Origin of the sequence: Acidobacterium sp. S8 (assembly GCF_009765985.1) — a bacterium.
GTDB lineage: Bacteria > Acidobacteriota > Terriglobia > Terriglobales > Acidobacteriaceae > Alloacidobacterium.
In genome coordinates this window covers 1-17,380 of the sequence record NZ_LMUM01000033.1, presented here as the reverse complement: position 1 = coordinate 17,380, position 17,380 = coordinate 1, and the positions used below count along the sequence as shown (strand labels likewise).

The 17,380-nt window shown below is 57.0% G+C and carries 18 protein-coding genes; 11 read left to right on the top strand and 7 right to left on the bottom strand.

The features are described 5' to 3' along the window. The first annotated feature begins 29 nt into the window (after positions 1-29). Positions 30-1,199: a lactonase family protein gene (locus tag GSQ86_RS14865; RefSeq protein WP_254062405.1), complete on the top strand. Its 1,170-nt coding sequence runs from the start codon at positions 30-32 to the stop codon at positions 1,197-1,199. Between the two features lie 80 nt (positions 1,200-1,279). Next, positions 1,280-1,969 carry a methyltransferase domain-containing protein gene (locus GSQ86_RS14860; RefSeq protein WP_216841178.1) on the top strand — a complete coding sequence of 230 codons (690 nt, stop codon included), beginning with the start codon at positions 1,280-1,282 and terminating at the stop codon, positions 1,967-1,969. Positions 1,970-2,095: 126 nt separating this feature from the next. Here GSQ86_RS14860 and lpxC read toward each other — a convergent pair whose 3' ends face one another. Beyond that, positions 2,096-3,013, bottom strand: coding sequence for a UDP-3-O-acyl-N-acetylglucosamine deacetylase (lpxC, locus tag GSQ86_RS14855; RefSeq protein ID WP_158750737.1), 918 nt, complete (start codon positions 3,011-3,013; stop codon positions 2,096-2,098). Between the two features lie 133 nt (positions 3,014-3,146). Here lpxC and GSQ86_RS14850 point away from each other — a divergent pair, with 133 nt between their 5' ends. From GSQ86_RS14850 to ligA, 3 genes are all read left to right on the top strand, one after another. Continuing rightward, complete coding sequence (locus tag GSQ86_RS14850; RefSeq protein WP_158750736.1) at positions 3,147-4,316, top strand: M20 family metallopeptidase; 1,170 nt, start codon at positions 3,147-3,149, stop codon at positions 4,314-4,316. Positions 4,317-4,322: 6 nt separating this feature from the next. Next, positions 4,323-4,472, top strand: coding sequence for a hypothetical protein (locus GSQ86_RS14845; RefSeq protein WP_158750735.1), 150 nt, complete (start codon positions 4,323-4,325; stop codon positions 4,470-4,472). A gap of 538 nt (positions 4,473-5,010) precedes the next feature. Next, positions 5,011-7,053: an NAD-dependent DNA ligase LigA gene (ligA, locus tag GSQ86_RS14840; RefSeq protein WP_158750734.1), complete on the top strand. Its 2,043-nt coding sequence runs from the start codon at positions 5,011-5,013 to the stop codon at positions 7,051-7,053. 100 nt (positions 7,054-7,153) lie between these two features. Here the strand turns inward: ligA and GSQ86_RS14835 are convergent, their stop codons facing one another. Continuing rightward, positions 7,154-8,194, bottom strand: coding sequence for a VWA domain-containing protein (locus GSQ86_RS14835; protein WP_158750733.1), 1,041 nt, complete (start codon positions 8,192-8,194; stop codon positions 7,154-7,156). 84 nt (positions 8,195-8,278) lie between these two features. Here GSQ86_RS14835 and GSQ86_RS14830 point away from each other — a divergent pair, with 84 nt between their 5' ends. Further along, positions 8,279-9,268: an alpha/beta hydrolase gene (locus GSQ86_RS14830; protein WP_158750732.1), complete on the top strand. Its 990-nt coding sequence runs from the start codon at positions 8,279-8,281 to the stop codon at positions 9,266-9,268. Positions 9,269-9,302: 34 nt separating this feature from the next. Then, positions 9,303-10,298, top strand: coding sequence for an RluA family pseudouridine synthase (locus tag GSQ86_RS14825; protein WP_158750731.1), 996 nt, complete (start codon positions 9,303-9,305; stop codon positions 10,296-10,298). A gap of 137 nt (positions 10,299-10,435) precedes the next feature. On the opposite strand, the gene GSQ86_RS14820 is transcribed toward GSQ86_RS14825, so the two are convergent. The 3 genes from GSQ86_RS14820 to GSQ86_RS14810 form a co-directional block, all read right to left on the bottom strand. Further along, a complete protein-coding gene (locus tag GSQ86_RS14820) occupies positions 10,436-10,903 on the bottom strand; it encodes a hypothetical protein (protein ID WP_158750730.1) in 468 nt (155 codons plus the stop codon). 38 nt (positions 10,904-10,941) lie between these two features. Continuing rightward, complete coding sequence (locus GSQ86_RS14815; protein WP_158750729.1) at positions 10,942-11,511, bottom strand: hypothetical protein; 570 nt, start codon at positions 11,509-11,511, stop codon at positions 10,942-10,944. 62 nt (positions 11,512-11,573) lie between these two features. After that, positions 11,574-12,332: a hypothetical protein gene (locus GSQ86_RS14810; protein ID WP_158750728.1), complete on the bottom strand. Its 759-nt coding sequence runs from the start codon at positions 12,330-12,332 to the stop codon at positions 11,574-11,576. 178 nt (positions 12,333-12,510) lie between these two features. On the opposite strand from GSQ86_RS14810, the gene GSQ86_RS14805 reads away from it, so the two are divergent. Beyond that, positions 12,511-12,855 carry a cupin domain-containing protein gene (locus GSQ86_RS14805; RefSeq protein WP_158750727.1) on the top strand — a complete coding sequence of 115 codons (345 nt, stop codon included), beginning with the start codon at positions 12,511-12,513 and terminating at the stop codon, positions 12,853-12,855. Here the strand turns inward: GSQ86_RS14805 and GSQ86_RS14800 are convergent. After that, positions 12,822-14,075, bottom strand: a complete 1,254-nt coding sequence (locus tag GSQ86_RS14800; RefSeq protein WP_158750726.1) for an MFS transporter — start codon at positions 14,073-14,075, stop codon at positions 12,822-12,824. The genes GSQ86_RS14805 and GSQ86_RS14800 overlap by 34 nt on opposite strands. Before the next feature lie 81 nt (positions 14,076-14,156). Between GSQ86_RS14800 and GSQ86_RS14795 the strand changes: the two genes are divergently transcribed. After that, a complete protein-coding gene (locus tag GSQ86_RS14795; RefSeq protein ID WP_254062404.1) occupies positions 14,157-15,053 on the top strand; it encodes a GAF domain-containing protein in 897 nt (298 codons plus the stop codon). 4 nt (positions 15,054-15,057) lie between these two features. Here GSQ86_RS14795 and GSQ86_RS14790 read toward each other — a convergent pair whose 3' ends face one another. Continuing rightward, positions 15,058-15,840, bottom strand: a complete 783-nt coding sequence (locus tag GSQ86_RS14790) for an SDR family NAD(P)-dependent oxidoreductase (RefSeq protein WP_216841177.1) — start codon at positions 15,838-15,840, stop codon at positions 15,058-15,060. A gap of 124 nt (positions 15,841-15,964) precedes the next feature. Between GSQ86_RS14790 and GSQ86_RS14785 the strand changes: the two genes are divergently transcribed. Next, on the top strand, positions 15,965-16,474 hold the full coding sequence (locus GSQ86_RS14785; RefSeq protein ID WP_158750725.1) for a DUF1003 domain-containing protein: 510 nt from the start codon (positions 15,965-15,967) through the stop codon (positions 16,472-16,474). Positions 16,475-16,770: 296 nt separating this feature from the next. Further along, positions 16,771-17,244, top strand: coding sequence for a PA2169 family four-helix-bundle protein (locus GSQ86_RS14780; RefSeq protein ID WP_158750724.1), 474 nt, complete (start codon positions 16,771-16,773; stop codon positions 17,242-17,244). Positions 17,245-17,380 lie beyond the last annotated feature (136 nt).

The following is a 17,380-nucleotide window of genomic DNA, read 5'->3' as shown; positions in this document are numbered from 1 at the left end:
GCAGTTCCACCTCTCAGAGGATATTTGCTTTGAACGATTCTGTTTCTCGACGCACCTTTATCAAGGCCGCGGCAATCACATCCCTTGCATCCAACGCATGGTGGGCAGAGGCGAAAACCAACATGTCTGAAGAAAGCCATCTTCTTCTGGCCGGTACGCAGACCGGTCCGTCCAGCAAAGGCATTTACGCATTTCAGTGGGATCCGAAGAGCGGCGAGTTGAAAGAACTCGGCCTTGCAGTTGAAAGCGACAATCCCACTTTCATCGCGCTATCGCCCGACGGCAAGCATCTCTTTGCCGCCAACGAAATCGATTCTTACGAAGGTGCAAAGAGCGGAGCAGTCAGCGGATTTTCTCTCGATCGCGCAGCAGCCAAGCTGACCCACATCAATACCGTTTCCTCGACATCAGCCGGCCCGTGCCATGTGATCGTCGACGCAACCGGACACACCGTTCTCGCCGCCAATTACTCAGGCGGCGGAGCAGCTTCGTTCCACGTCGATGCGCAGGGCCATCTGAGCGAGGCGGTCTCGCAATTCCATTATGAAGGCCACGGCCCGGTTACCGACCGGCAGGAAGCTTCGCACGCGCATCGCGGCACCTTATCTCCTGACAACCGCTACGCCTACATCAACGACCTCGGACTCGATTGCATTCATATCTATCAGCTTGACTCTGCCACATCGAAGCTGACCCCCAATGATCCGCCGCAGTGGACGGCGCAGCCTGCTTCCGGTCCGCGCGCGCTGCGTTTTCATCCCAACGGAAAATGGGCGTACTGCGTTCACGAGCTTTCGTCCGCCATCGACGTGCTGGCATGGAACAGCAAGGACGGCTCGCTGCATTCAGGCCAGCACCTCGGCCTCGTGCCAAAGGATTACCACGGACAAGCCGCGGCTTCCGAGATCGTAATTGACCGTACCGGTCACTACGCCTATGCCTGCGTCCGATTCTGGGATAAGGTCGTTGCTTTCAGCATCGATCAGTCCACCGGCAAGCTCACCGCCATTGGCACCGTATCCTGCGGCGGCAAAGTTCCGCGCCACATGACGCTCGATCCCACAGAGCGCTGGCTGCTGATAGCAAACCAGACCTCCGACAATATCGCCGTCATCCAGCGCGATCCAAAAACAGGCAAGCTTGCAGAGACCGGGAACAGCTTCCCTCTGGTAAAACCCCAGTGCCTCGTGTTTGCTTAGCCGCCTGTATAACTGCTCCTCACGGTCTCGGAGCGTTCATCATCGCGGTCGCCACAGGGTTCGGCAGTATGCTCAAAAGCATGCGATCTTTTGACGACTTGGTCGCTGAGGCCGAGACAGCTGACGTGGCAGGATGGGGCTTCGGCTGGCTGGCTGGACGCGCAACCGAAGAACGGCCGCCATGGGGGTACGCGCGTCTGCTGAGTGACCGCCTTGCGCGAGTGCGCTCCGCGCTCGACATCGATACCGGTGGCGGCGAAGTGGTCTCGGAAGCAGCTACTTTGCCGGAGAGAATGTGTGTTACAGAGGCTTGGCCGCCAAATGTGCAGCGGGCGCGTGAACTGCTTATTCCCAGAGGCGTAGAGGTCTATGAGGTGAGCGGGGACAGCCCACTGCCTTTCTCCGGAGAGTCATTTGAACTTGTGACCGCCCGGCATCCGGTGAATCCAAAATGGTCGGAGATTCATCGTGTGCTTTTACCTGGTGGACACTACTTCGCACAGCATGTCGGCCCGGCGTCTGCGTTCGAATTGATCGAATTCTTTCTCGGCCCGCGTCCCAGACATCATCAGGATCGAGACCCACTCGAGGAGGCATCACGTCCTGAGCAAACGGGCTTGACCATCACAAACCTTCAAACGGCCCGCTGCCGCATGGAGTTCTACGACATCGGTGCAGTCGTGTGGATCCTTCGTAAGTGCGTGTGGTGGGTTCCAGACTTCTCCGTGAAGAGATACCACGATAAGCTTTTGCAACTCGCCAGCGGATGAGGCGCGAGGGCTCCTTCGTCGCGCACTCCACTCGTCACCTGATGGAAGCCCAACGCTGAACTCCCGGGGACGAAATCCAGGGCGAAACGCATGTTGTTGGGAATATCAGCACTTGCGTGGGATTGGCTAAGCCGTCACCAGCGAAGCCGCCGCGGTAGAAACCGTCTTGGACTTTGTTTTTTCCGGCGTGGCCGTTACCAGCTTCCAGGCGGAGCGGTCTTTGAGCAGCTTGGCCACGAGCGCGGTATGCATGGCATGCCCGGCGCGCTCGGCCACGACGCGGCCCAGAATCTGATGCCCTGCCAAGGCAAGATCGCCAATAAGGTCCAGAACTTTGTGCCGCACAAATTCATCGTCAAAGCGCAGCGGTCCATTCACCACGCCATGTTTTGTAAGGATGATGGCGCTCGATTCGGAGACTCCGCGGATCAACCCCATGTTGCGCAACATCTGTTCGTCTTCCTTGAAGCCGAATGTACGTGCCGGAGCAATCTGCAATCCGTAATTGCGTGTCGCCAGATCGACGGTGAAGCCTTGCCGTCCGATGGGTGCGGGGAAATCGATCTGGTACGAGACGCTGTAGCCTTCGCCGGGATAAACGCCGATGAATTTGTCGCCCTCGCGCACTTCGACGGTCTTCTGAATCTGGAGATACTCACGCCGCCGCCGCTGCGTCTTCAGGCCCACCTGCTGAAAAGCTTCGACATAAGGCAGCGCGCTGCCATCCAGAATTGGCAGCTCCAGATTGTCCAGCTCGACGATGACATTATCCACGCCCATCCCGATTAGTGCCGAGAGCAGGTGCTCGGTGGTAGAGATCAGCACACTCTGCCGCATCAGACTGGTGGCGTAGCTCACCTTGGCGACGTTACGCCCGGTGGCAGGAATTTCAAAATTATCGAGATCAGTACGCCTAAAAACGACACCCGAGCCAGCCGGGGCGGGCAGCAGGCGCATCTGAACGGGAGCCCCGCTGTGCAGGCCAATGCCCGAAAATTCAATGACAGAAGCGACGGTCTGTTCCAGATACGATGAATCTAGCAAACAAAACTTCCTGGCCCAATTTAGGGCAACAACGTCATAGACTACTGGCAGAGAATTAAGTTTCACTGTTGTATATTTGCCACACCAGGTGTGGCAGAAAAGCAGCGCATTCGAAAAGGTATCAACAAAGTAAATGACTGACCAGGCAACCACTTACGCCGTCCAATCCTTGGCAAAAGCAGCCGAAAAACAACTCCAGCCGACGCTGAAACTGCTCCGGGAAATGGTCGAAATCGAATCTCCGAGCGACGACAAAGCGGCGGTGGATCGCTGCGTTTCCTTTGTTGCCGGGAAGTGCACTGCCCTCGGAGGCCGAGTCCGTATCCATCGCCAGAAAACCTTCGGCGATCTGCTCGATGCACGCTTCGGCCCCAAAAAAAATAAGCAGAAGCCGACACTTTTACTTGGCCATCTTGATACGGTCTGGCCTCTGGGAACACTAAAGGATATGCCCTTCCGCGAGGCGAAGGGACGTGTGTGGGGACCAGGCGTTCTCGACATGAAGGCGGGAGTCGCCATGGCCCTTACAGCCATCGCCATTCTCAAAGAGCAACAACGGTTAAACCGCCCCATCGTCATGCTGCTCGTCAGTGATGAAGAAATAGGCAGCACCGTTTCGCGTCCGGTGACCGAAAAAATCGCCAGCGCATGTGAAGCAGTCTATGTGCTGGAACCGGCGCAGGGGCTCGCAGGAGCTTATAAGACGGCGCGCAAAGGCGTGGGCAATTACTCGGTTCGCGTGCAGGGCGTGGCCGCTCACAGCGGCGTCGACTTCGAGCGCGGGCACAGCGCCATCGTTGAACTTGCACGGCAGATCGAGCGTATTACAGCTTTTACCGAATTGGATCGCGGTATCACGGTAAATGTTGGAACCGTTCAAGGTGGAACGCGATCTAACGTAATAGCAGCCGAAGCACATGCGGAGGTCGATGTCCGCATCGCGAAGGCGAAAGATACACAGCGCATTGAGAAACATTTTCGATCCTTGCGCGTCTTTGATAACAAGTGCAGTCTGCACGTTGAAGGCGGATTGAACCGTCCTCCAATGGAGCGCACACGCGGAACCATCGCGCTCTATCAACAAGCCGCAGCCTATGCCAACACGCTGGGCTTTACGCTCGATGAAGCGGCAACCGGAGGCGGATCGGACGGCAATTTTACCTCCGCGTTGGGCGTGCCTACATTAGACGGAATGGGAGCAGTAGGAGAAGGCGCGCATGCCACGCACGAATCTCTTCTGCTCGAGCACGTGGCCCCACGCACAGCATTGCTGGCGGCCATGCTGGCCGGAGCCAGAGAATGAGGTCAAATGCTGAAGCTCGTCGAATTTGGATTGCTGGCAGTATCGCTGCTGATAATTTTTGGATTAGTGGCTACATCTCCGCGGGTGCCACAGCCGCCGATCTCTGAGATTGCCGAATCCGGCGAGACAGAAATCACCCCACTTCACAAACTTTAATTTCTGTCCCTTCGATACAGTTCTCACTCTGAGCGCAGCGAAGAATCTTCAACCACCTGATTTGAAATTCTTCGCTGTCGACTCAGAACGACGGAATTTCTCCCTTACATCTTCGGAAGCTTCGAAGTATCCCAACCACCGCCTGGCGCCTTGATCAACAGCACGCTCGCATCCAGGGCGCCTCTGCATAATATCCAGATCGTTGCGCTCATTGTTCAGCGCAGCGTCACACTCTGCGCGGAGGCCGGGTTTTCTCCCAGGATTAGTGCCAGCGCGACAGTATCCCCCGGAGTCATCGCGCTCATCGAAGCCGGAGAAGGCTTGGCCGTCCTTCCAATTGGATCGAAAGCCCTCGGCATCGAAAATTGTCTTTATTCCGCTCGCCGACGAAGCAGCCACCATCGACCTCGTTATCGCCTGGTGTCCCGAGCACGAACGTCCGGTCCTGCGCGCTTTTCTTGAGCTCGCCCGCAAAAGAAGGAAAAATCCTGCCGCTTCACGAAGCGGTACCTGACGCAAGCTTCTTATAATTTCCTTCATGGCGAAAACTACTCCAGCCGCGCGCATCGAAACACTGCGCGATAAGATACGGCACCACGAGCACCTGTATTACGTGATGGACGCGCCCGAAATATCGGACGCCGACTACGACGTACTGACACGTGAGCTGCAGGCGCTTGAAAAGGAACATCCTGAGCTTGTCACAACCGATTCGCCAACCCAGCGCGTAGGCGGCAAGCCCAAGGAGGGCTTTCCAAAGATCGCGCATTCTCGCCCCATGCTTTCGCTCGACAACGTCACCAGCGAAGAAGAGCTGCGTGACTGGGATCGACGCGTGCGCGAGCGTGCCGGTGAAGGCGCTGAGATTAGCTACGTCTGCGAATACAAGCTGGACGGCCTCTCCATGGCGCTGCATTATCGGCAGGCCGCCGACGCATCTGCGCATCTTTCCCGCGCCCTGACGCGCGGAGACGGAACCATCGGCGAAGACGTAACCACCAACGTGCGCACCATTCGTTCCGTGCCGCTGTCGATCTCCAAGACAAAGCTTCACAAGGCAAAATTGCCCGCAACCTTTGAAGTTCGCGGTGAAGTCGTGATGCCGCTGGCCGCATTTCTCAAAGCGAATGAAGAGCGCGAAGCCCAGGGGCTGACTGCCGCTGCAAATCCGCGCAATTACGCAGCGGGAACCATCCGTACCCTGGAGCCGAATATCGTGGCTCAGCGCAGGCTCGACTTCTATGCTTACTTCGCGCTGACTGCTACCGGAGAAAACCTCTTCACCGAGCAGAGCGACGCGCTGGACGTACTCACAGCCGCCGGTTTTCGCGTCAACCCTCATCGCGAGGCCATCCACAGCTTCGACAAGCTGATGGACTTCATCAATCGCGCCGAACAGAACCGAGCAGAACTGGGATACGAGATCGATGGCGTCGTCATCAAGCTCAGTTCCACAGAATTACAGGCGCGCCTCGGCTATACAGGCCGCGCCCCACGCTGGGCTGTCGCTTACAAGTTCATCGCGCGCGCCGGCACTACGCAGGCTGAAGACATCAAGGTGCAGGTGGGGCGCACCGGAAAGCTGACGCCGGTTGCAGTACTCAAGCCGGTGTCGATTGGTGGGACAACCGTAAGCCGCGCCACGCTGCACAACGCCGACTTCATCGAGCAGTTGGGACTGAAAATCGGTGACTGGGTGAAGGTCGAGCGCGGCGGAGATGTCATCCCGAAAGTCGTAGAAGTGATCGAGGATAAGGATCACCCGCGCGGCCACAAGACATTTCACTTCCCCGCACATTGCCCGGAATGCAACAGCGAAATTGTGCGCGATGAAGGCGAAGCCGACTACCGCTGCATCAACGTCGATTGCCCGGCCCGACTGCGCGAAAGCTTGTTGCACTATGCCTCGCGGAATGTCATGAACATCGAAGGATTGGGCGAGGCCGTCGTCAACCAGTTACTCGATCGCAAGATCGTGCGCAGCATCGCCGACCTCTATAAGCTTGACGAGCCAAAACTGCTTTCGCTCGAACGCATCGGCGAAAAAACAGCGCGAACGCTGCTCAAAGAAATCGAGCAGTCAAAGAAAGCTCCGCTCAACCGCGTTCTCTTTGGGCTGGGAATCCGCTTCATCGGTGAGCGCACAGCGCAGCTATTGGCCGAAGAATTCGGCTCTATGGACGCGTTGATGGCAGCCTCGCAGGAAGAGCTGGAGCGCGTCAACGAAGTCGGTCCACGCGTTTCGCAGGCCATCCGTGAATTTTTTGAGGAAGAAAAAAATCGCCAGCTGATCGAGCATCTGCGCGAAGCCGGGCTGACCTTCACCGCCGAGAAACGAAAAAAATCCTCAGAGCTTGAAGGACTCACCTTTGTTCTCACCGGTACTTTGCCAAGTCTATCCCGCGAAGACGCCAAGGCGAAGATCGAGGCCGCAGGAGGCCGCGTCTCCGGCTCAGTCAGCAAAAAAACAAGCTATGTGGTCGCAGGTGAAGAAGCAGGCAGCAAGCTCGATAAGGCGAACGATCTCAAAGTCCCGATCATCAACGAAGCCAAACTGCTGAAGATGCTAGGAAGCAGCTAAAAAGAGAACTGCGTCACTAAGAGAGAAAAGCCGCGTGCCCCATTCTTTCGCGCAGTTTGCGAAAGGGTGGGGTCTGACAACGCCTCAAAGCACCGAGCAACTACTTCGTAGCGAAATACCCTTTACTGGCGCGCACCGTATACCGGCGATCCAGGCAAAAGAGATAAATCGTACGAAACGCCCCATTCGCTGTAAAGTCGGCAGGCTTGTATACCAGCGCATACTGGCTGCGCAGCTCGTCTTCAATGTCCTGGAAATTCAGCGAAATATCTTCCAGCTTCTTCGGAAAGAACGCGCGGCCGCCCGTCGCATCCGCAATTTTCTGCAGCGTATCGTCACCTCGATCGCGGCTCGGGCTCACATTCGTGCTGATGGTGTACACGATCGTCTGAGCGCGCTGGCACTCTTTAATCGCGTCGTCCAGATAAGCGTGGCTCTGGTTATCGTCGCCATCTGAAACCAGCACCATCGCGCGCCGCACCGGCTCCCGCTCGCGGGAAAAGTTCAGCAGCTTGTCGCGGCATGCCGAGTACACGGCATCGAAGAGCGCCGTGCCTCCACCGGAATGCAGGGAATTGATGCCCGTATTGAGCAGGTCGAGATTGTTCGTCCAGTCCTGCTTGAAATCCGGCGTTACATCAAAGCCCATTACGAAAGCTTTATCGCTCTGGGGCTTCAGAATCTTGAATAGAAACTCGGCTGCCGCCTGCTGCTCAAACTGAAAGCGCTGGCGAATCGACGTGCTTGTATCGATCGCGATACCCACGCGCAGCGGCAGATTCGTCTGCTGCGTAAAGCTGAAGATCTGCGCCGGGGCCTTCTGATCGTCGAGCAATGCAAAATCGCTCTGTTTCAGGTCCTTGATGAAGTGGCCATGCTTATCCGTGACCGTAAATACCAGATCGACTTCGTTCGCCGAAGTAGTAATGGTGTATTGCTGGTCGCCGGGCTGCTGCCCATTGGCTGGCGTTGGCTGTTGAGCACTCGGCGGCTGTCCATTCGCAGGCGCCTGCTGGGCAGGCTGCGTCTGGGCCGGCGGCGGAGTGGCCGCAGGTGTCGTCTGTGACTGCGCCGTGAAAAAAGGAAAAACAGCGGCAAACACGCAAGGCAGGAGAAACTTTGTAGCAGAAACCGTCTTCATTGTGCTGCCGTCATTTTACATGGCGGCTGTGATGGAAATCACGAGCCAGCCAAAGGGCAGCCGTATCCCCGTATACTGCTGCCGATGAAGCCTTTTACATTTCGTCTCTTCCTGGTGATCTTTCTGCTGTCTCTTATACATATTCCGATGAAGGCACAAACCGCCCCTGACCCCCTCAAAAACCTTCCTAAGCCCATTTTTCTCTGGCCCAACGGAGCCCCCGGAGCCCTCGGTGACACCGAAGCCGACAAGCCGCGCCTCTATCCCTTCCTTCCCGACACAAAGTCCACAGCCACGGCCGTGCTGGTGATTCCCGGCGGCGGTTACACCCACGTCGCTATCGCGCATGAAGGCTTTCAGTTCGCCCGCTGGCTCAACGCGCAGGGCGTGGCGGCCTTCGTGCTCGATTACCGTGTCGCGCCCTACAAATATCCTGTCGAGATACAGGACGGCATGCGCGCGCTGCGCTACATCCGCATCCACGCCGCCGACTATGGAATTGACGCCAGCCGCATCGGAGTCTGGGGATCGTCCGCCGGAGGCCATCTCGCCTCGACCCTGGGCGTGCATGGCAATGACGCCGCTCCGCTCCCCGAGAAAACCGACGAGATAGATAAAGCCGACGCGAAGCCGAACTTCATGATCCTCGCCTACCCCGTCATCAGCATGCAGTCGCCCGAGGCGCACAAAGGCTCGCTCCAGAATCTGCTTGGCGACACGCCCGACCCTCAGCAGCAGCAGAAATTCTCCAATCAGCTTGCAGTCAACGCGCAGACTCCGCCAACATTCCTCTTCGCTACCACCGGCGATCCAACGGTTCCCGTCGAAAACAGTCTCGACATGTATCGCGCGCTGGAACGCGCCCATGCTCCCGCAGAAATCCATATCTACGATTACGCGAACCACGGCTGCGGCCTCTGCGGCGATATCCCGGAGCTTTCCACCTGGCCTATGCTGCTGCGCGTCTGGCTCAACCACACCGGCTGGCTGCCGAAAGATGCGCCCATGCTTCCGCCACCAGCGCCCAATGAAGAGATACCCGCAGGCCTGACAGGTCCCGGCCTGCAGAAGTAAAGCCTGTAAAATCAGGCAGGACCTCGATCCAATCATGCCGGGAATTGCCACCTATTCCGTTGCTCCAGAAGCCGCAGGCCAGCGCCTTGACGCCTGGCTTGCGGCGCAGCTTGACGGCGTAAGCCGCTCGCGTGTGCAACTGCTGCTTTCCGAAGGCAAGGTGCTCGTCGACCAGAAGCCCGCGAAAGCTTCGCTCAAGCTGCGCGGCGGCGAGTCGGTAGAAGTCACAGGTGAGCCCACACCACCACCCCTGCGCGCCATTCCAGAAGAAATTCCGCTCGAAATCATCTATGAGGACAGCGACCTCTCCGTCGTCAACAAGCCCGCCGGCATGATGGTGCATGCAGGCTCCGGGGCCACTGACGACGCGCGCAACCTCGGCACCCTGGTCAATGCGCTGCTGCATCATTACCGCCAGCTCTCTTCCGCTGGAGGTGAGCTGCGCCCCGGCATTGTTCACCGTCTCGACAAGCAGACCAGCGGCCTCATCATCATCGCCCGAAATGACGCCACCCATCTCAAGCTGGCCGATATGTTCTCCCGCCGCCAGATGCGCAAAACCTATCTCGCGCTGGTACACGGCAACCTGAAGCAGGACGCTGGAACCATCAATGCACCCATCAGCCGCGACGCCATCCGCCGCACCCGCATGACCACGCGCCGCAACACCGGCGCGCGCACGGCAGTTTCGCATTATGAAGTAGAGCGCCGCATCGCATCGCCATTCGGCGCATTCACACTTGTGCGAGTCCGCATTGAAACCGGCCGCACCCATCAGATACGCGTGCATATGGCGTCGATCGGCCATCCCGTTGTAGGCGACACGTTATATGGAGCACCCGCGCACCTCACGCCGCCTGGCAAAGGCAAGCGCAGCGGAGACACAGAAGACATCAGCCTCGACCGCAACTTCCTGCATGCCGCCGAGCTTGCCTTCGCCCATCCACGCACAGGAGCAATGCTGGAGCTATCCGCGCCTCTCCCCAAAGAGCTTGAAACATTTATCGAACGCCTGCAGCCGGCGATTTAGATCATTTTCCCTACAGCCCAAGACCGCCGTCATTCTGACGACCGAAGGGAGGAAGAATCTCAAGCCAGGCTGGCCGGGGATTCTTCGCCTGTAGCTCAGAATGACGAATTTGTGCCTGGTTCTACATTTAGAGAAATCTACGTCCCCGCCGTCGGATTGATCGTAATAATCTTCACCGAGCCATTACCCAACTCGCTGAACCACACTTCACCCTGCCCGATCATCTCGCCGTTCGCATTCCCAAACAGGCAATGCGCCGACTGCTCCAGAATCACCTTGCGCAGATGCTCGTCGAAGAGACTGTCATAGCGGGCAAGAAAAGTCTGCTTATCGCGAATGTGCGCCCGCTTGCCGGCGTGAATCACGTTCACCGGATACGAAACCATCCCGGCAATCTTCTGTTTATCATTCGCGCGGAGAGCCGCCTGCAGCTCCGCAAGAAAAGCGCGGGCTGCTTTAGCCGTCTCCGGTCCTTGCGTGTCGACCGTCGATCCATCACATTGCTCATCGATGCCGGACTGCGCAGAAAGCGCCATCGACGAAGCAGCGCTCAGCAGAAGCAAAGCCAGCAGGCACCTGTTGAAAGACGAGCGCAGCAATTGCATGGAAACTCCTCACGGACCGACTGCTCATCGTAGCTGAATCAATGAATGGTCAGATACAGCCTAAGAATATTCAATGCCTCACCCGCTACCGCCAGAACGGCAAACACGGCGTGAAAGCGAGGATTCCTGATCTTGACAGCCAGCAAACTCAGCAGAATATAGGCCGCCGTGCGAATCACATAAAACATACCCAGCCGCGCACGGTAATCGGGGCCTTTGATAAACGTATCGATCACATCGGCGACAAACAGAATCGCCATGAACGTGAAGATCCATTGCCGCCGCGAGTAAAAATACCCGCGATAGCCGTCGTATTCATCCATTTCATCGGGAAAAAACAGCGAGCACAGCAGGTAAAGCAACGTCGCATAAATAGCGATAAAAAAATAGAGCGGAAAGGTCCACTGTGCCACGCGCTGTAGGTAAAACTCCCACCACCAGAAATGAATCAAGTAGAGAAACAGAAATAGCACCCATACCAGGTGTACCCAATAGATCGTGTACTTCCTCGGATGCTGAACGATGCGCGCAATTCCCCGGAGCAGGTGCGCCACACCCAGTCCGAGGATCATGCTCAACAGAACTTTTACATGAAGATAGACGTCCATCGGCGACCGTCACGCCAGCAGATATGCGTGCGTCGCCATTCTATACGCTTCAGTAGCCGCTTCTACTCTTTTGCCGCCACTTCTGCTGCCTTAGCCGCCGAATGTGCGGGTGCAGCAGTTCGTCGCAGACCGCAGGCGGCCGGAGGATTCGTCATTTGCTTCGCAAACACGCGATAGCTCACCGTCCCCGGCTGCAGCGTCGACCAGTAAGAGGTGCTTGTCACCAGCGGCTTGTGCAGCGTCATAATCTGGTTGCTCAAAATGTTAATGCCGCAACGAAGATTGTTCTCCGGATTCAGAATCGTCCGCTGCGCGTCATGCGGCGGCAAATGGCGATCCGTCTCCCAGTCGAAATTGCAACCATAGCGCTGCTGGTCTTCATAGGTAAGCTGCAGCAATCCCTCGCTATGAACCTTCTGATGAGTCACACTGTCGACCACATCTGTTTCGGCTTCCGTATGCTTCACGTTGGTTGTGGGATTCATCCCGGCTTCCGCACCGGCAAGCGCCTGGAAAAAGTAAGCCCAGAAAGCTCGCTTATCTAATTCCGTCATTTGATAGAAGCGTGGACAGAAGCGGCGCACATCGCGCGGAACCTGCCGCGAGAGCATCTCCGGAGGGATGGCCGTTTCCACGACCTTGTCCCAGTCCGGATTCCAATTGTTATCGCTGCCTAACTCCGCCTTCTTTTCTGCGAGCGGCGTGGGAGGGGCAGTCTTGGTTGCGGGTGGTGGCGGAGCTGCTGTGGTTGGTGATGCTGCCGCCTGGCCTTCGCCGCGCTTGCAAGCCACGCCGAAGCTAAGGAAAACACTGATTGTCAAACAACAAATTATTAGCTGCGCTGTACCGCGCATGATATGGATTCTCCGGGGAACGAATGGAGCACATCAGCTGAGAAGCACTTCCAGCGTGCCGCGTTGGCTCTACATATGCAATTCTGTTGGTTGCAATTGATTTAAGTGCATGAATCGCGGGAATAAAGCACCGCATCAGATGCCCATGAACGATCAGAAAGTCCAGCGCAGGCAGCTCTTGTTGGCTGCCCTTAGTAACCATAACGTAACCACCGCCGACATCCGTGAAATCCACCTCGAACCCGGCCAGCAGAGCGGACGCCATCTCCATCCCTGCGCTGTCCTCGGATACATCGCCGAAGGTACAGCCGTCTACCAGATCGAGGGTGAGCCGCTGCAGACGCTCCCTGCAGGCTCCGCTTTCTATGAGCCCGCGAATGTAATCATTGCCAACTTCGGCAACGCCTCCAGCTCCGATCCCATGACTTTCATCGCCTTCTATCTCCTCAATGGCGATCAGGAGCTTATCCGCATGCTCGACACCAACTGATCCTCAGCCATCGGCTGGCGCACTAGCCCTAAGTACGCCAGCGCGCCCAGAAACGTTACGCACGCGCACACCACCAGCGCGATCTGAAACGAATGGGTACGGTCGAGAATCCACCCCGTCAGCAGCGGAGCGATCGAAGCAAACAGAAAGCTCGAAAAATTTTGCGTCGCGCCTACTGTTCCCACCAGCCGCGCGGGCGCTGCCACCTGCACCAGGCCCCACGCTGAAGTCCCGGCAAAGTGGATAAAGAACAGCGCCATGCCGATAATCGCAACCGCCGAACCACTGCTCGCCGCGCGTGTCACCGCAAAGGTACACGCAGCCGAACACACCATGCCGGAAACCACCAGCAGCTTGCGGCTTCGCAGCGGATCGGCCCTGCGCCGCACCAGAGCATCCGCCGTCCATCCGCTGATGAGCATGCCTGCCGACCCCATCAGAAACGGAATCGCCGCCAGCCATCCCGTCTTCGCCAGGCTCAGATGATGCGCCGCCTCAAGGTATCCCGGCAGCCATGCCAGATAAAGCCACGCCGTGTAGTTGACGCCGCTGAACCCAAGCATCATGCCCCACAGCGTCTGCTGCTTCAGCAGCCAGCGCCAGTCCCGAGCCGACGCCTTCACAATAGCCTTGTCATTCTCCGGCTTCGGAGCTTCGCGATACACCGGATACCACGCCAGCGCAATCACCACGCCCAGCAATCCGATCGCAATAAACATACTGCGCCAGCCATACCGCAGCAGAAGCAGCGTCAGCAAAGGCGGCGCAAAGGCCTGTCCCAGCGTCGTCGACGCGTTCAGGATTCCCGTTGGCAGCCCGCGCTCCGGCACCTCATACCAATCGTGGACAACCTTGAAGCCCCCCGGCAGAAACGGCGCTTCACCCACGCCCAGGCCAATGCGCGTCATAGCCAGCCAAGCGAAGCTCGAAACCATCCCCGTCGCCACCTGCGCCGCCGACCACAACATCATGCCCGCGCTCAAAATCAGCCGCGGCCCAAAGCGATCCAGCAGCCATCCCGCAGGCACCTGCGCCAGCCCATACGCCAGCGAAAAAATCGACAGCAGCGCACCCACCGCCGTCGCCGAAAGATGCAGATCACCCCGGATCGTCGTATTGGCAATCGAAAGCGCGCTGCGGTCGAGAAAATTAACAATCCCGCCGAGAACCAGCAGCCCAAGAATCGTAGAGCGCAATGCGCGAAAATGCTGAACAGGCATCAGGCCTGTTATAACAGCAAGTCTTTACTTTCCTCGTGGCCTGTACCCCAGTCGCAAAATTCCGCAGAAATCGTATGAAATATGAAACAATTTATATGCGACTCAGACGGCAACTCCTCCGATCTGGCTGGGTTCATGGAAATCGGAGCAGTAGAACCTATGGTTATCGACCACGGCACGGAAGTCAGTCTGGCGGGCACGGGTCTGGAAGTGATCGATATCGATCAGGACCCCACATTCCTGAAACGAGATCTTCACCAGCGCGACGCCGACACTCAGATGATCGGCATCCAGCGCCTTGCACGCGCATTCGTAGAAAATCCGAATAACATTCTGCAGGAACTTGTCGAGACGGCTGTAGACCTCTGCGGCGCCGAGAGCGCCGGCATCAGCGTCCAGATGAAAGACAAAGACGGCGCAATCGTCTATCACTGGGTTGCGACCGCCGGCAAGTATGCTCACTTTTTGAACGCCATGCTGCCGTCCTTTCCCAGCGCCTGCGGACTCTGCATCGAGCGCGGAAAACCCCAGATCTTCCGCGTATCCAAACTCTTCTTTGACCTCATGGGAATTGAGGCCGATGTTGTAACTGATGGCCTGCTGCTGCCATGGCATGTCGGCGAAACCCACGGCACCATCTGGATCATGGCGCACGGCAAAGAAGAAGCCTTCGACTCGAGCGATTGCCGCGTCCTTCAATCACTCGCAGATTTCGCCGCCATCGGCGTGCGCCAGCAGCGGCAGCAGCAGGCGCTCATCGACCAGGCAAGCGCGGCAGCTGCAGCGGCTATGGCAAATGATCTTGCGCACAGAATTAACAACCCGCTGCAAAGCCTCACCAATATCGCCTATCTCGCAACCGAAGGCGACGGCGTCGTCGATATGAGAGCGATGGCGCGAGATATGTCCGCCGATCTCGAAAGACTTTCATCGCTGGTCAAAAAGCTGCTCGAACTCCCCATGCACCGGCGGGTTTAGCGAATCACCGCGCCGTCCACCCGCCATCGATCATCAGCGTGTGCCCGGTAATAAGCGATGCCGCCTGCGAGGCGAGAAACACCACCGCCCCCGCAACCTCAATCGGCTCGCCAATGCGGTGCAGCGCCGCAATCCGCTCCACCGTATCCGCGTAAAACTCAGGATCAGACAAGACCGGCTGCGTTCCATCCGTTCGGATAAACGTCGGAGCCACGGCATTCACGTTGATGTTGTACTTGCCCCACTCCACCGCGAGGCACTTCGTCAGGTGCGCAATCCCTGCCTTTGTCATGCAATAGATCGATTCCGTTGGCAGCGCCGCAGACCCGGCCTGCGAGCCCATGTTGATAATGCGCCCATACTTCTGCTCGATCATCACCCGCCCCGCCGCCTGGCAGGCGAAGAACGTTCCCTTCAAATTCACTGCCAGCGTGTAATCGAAATCCTTCTCGACCACATTCTCGGCAAGATTCGTCGGAGCGACCCCCGCATTGTTGACCAGAATATCCAGCCGCCCGAAGTGTTTCGCCGCTTCATCCACCGCGCTCTTAATCTGCGTAAGATTCGTCATCTCCATCTGTAGCGGCAGCACCCGGCGTCCACGCGCCTTGATCTCATCCGCCAGCCCCGCATCGCGTGCAATATCCCGCAACCCGATCGCCACATCTGCGCCTGCCTCTGCCAGCGCAAGCGAAATCGCGCGTCCCAGCCCTCGTGCCGCGCCCGTCACGAGAGCAACCTGTCCAATCAAGTTAAAAGAAGGAAGTGCCTGCATGCAGGTGAGCATAACAGGTCAAGCTATCGCTTTAGAGTGCGCCCTATGCCACAACAGCGGTGGGCAAACGAAGACTTTGATAGACAAAGCGCATCTCATGCACAGTGGAACGATTCGAAGAAGAGTGGACGAGACTATGCGAACCCCAAATCACGTTCAAGATCACATCGAAACCATCGCGAAACATGAGCAGGACTTTCAAGCCAGCCGATCAAGAGCAGAACGAATTGGCGATCGCGTGGCTGCCTTTGCCGGCAGTTTTTCATTCGTTGCGGTCCATATCACCTTCTTTTTTACATGGATGATCATCAACACGCTCTCCGTCGGCGGCATACGGCACTTCGATCCCGTCCCATTTCCCCTCTTGGATACGGGTGTTGCCCTTGAAGCCATCCTGCTTGCAAGTTTCATTCTCATGCGCCAATCGGGACTGGCAAAGCGGGCAGACGAACGGGAACATCTCATGCTGCAAATCCTTCTCCTCACAGAGAAAGAAGTGTCGGCTGTCGTTCGCATGAATCAGCAGATTGCGGAGCGTCTGGGCCTTCTGAGTATTTCGAAGGACGAGGAAATTAGAGACTTGGGGCGCCCGACTTCAGTGGACGCGGTAGCAGCGACTATTCAAGAAAACTTAACCGGCGAATAGGCGAGTTGAACTGGGATCGGAAAGCGAAATCGCCGGTTGTCAACGATTTGCAATCCTTGTACGCGAACAATGCTGACCGGCACAACAAGAAGGCAACTGCGATCAGGTGGGATGCTTCTATACGGGTAGGCGGTGTGGTTGAGAGACGGCCACTCGATATTCGTTAACAGGCAATGCTGCTGGGTTTTCGCCATTTCCTTTGCTCGCCGACCGAGAAAGAATGCCATTTCTCACCGGTCGAATTGTGCTTGTTTCAGAACTCTGTTTTTTATTCGACGCTTCAGTGAAAGGAACCAATGTCTACACCATCAAATGAATCGCATAAAGTTACAAATCAAGAGGTGAAAGAAACTCTGCACTTGGTGATCGAAAGCCTGATCGACGGACAGGAAGGTTTTCAACAGATTGGCGAACACCTCAAAGATGAAACGCTAAGGCGTTACTTTGCAGCCGAGTCACTTAAACGCGCTTCGTTCCGTGGGGAAATTGAGACGCTGCTTCACAGCGAAGGAGACCACAATCCAAAAGGAAGCGGCAGCATAAGTGGCACGCTCCGTCGCAGTTGGGGTGACCTCAAGGCTCATCTCGGCGGGTCTGATCACACACTTCTCGAGACAGCAGAGGCAGCCGAGGATTCGGCCAAAAAGGCATATAAGGAAGCACTCGAGAAGGAACTGCCGTTGCCCGTGCATCAGCTTCTATCGACGCAGTACGCACACGTCCAGGAATCTCACGATTACGTGAAGGCAGCGCGCGACAGTAGCAAGTAGCACCCGACAAAGTTGAGAGCCCAAGTGCGTGGCAAATGATTGGCTCCTGGGCTCTAACTGCATCGAGTGCCTTGGGTGCATCCCATTGCATATGAAAAGTGGCATGAGAGTAATAGCGGTGTGCGTGATTCTGCTC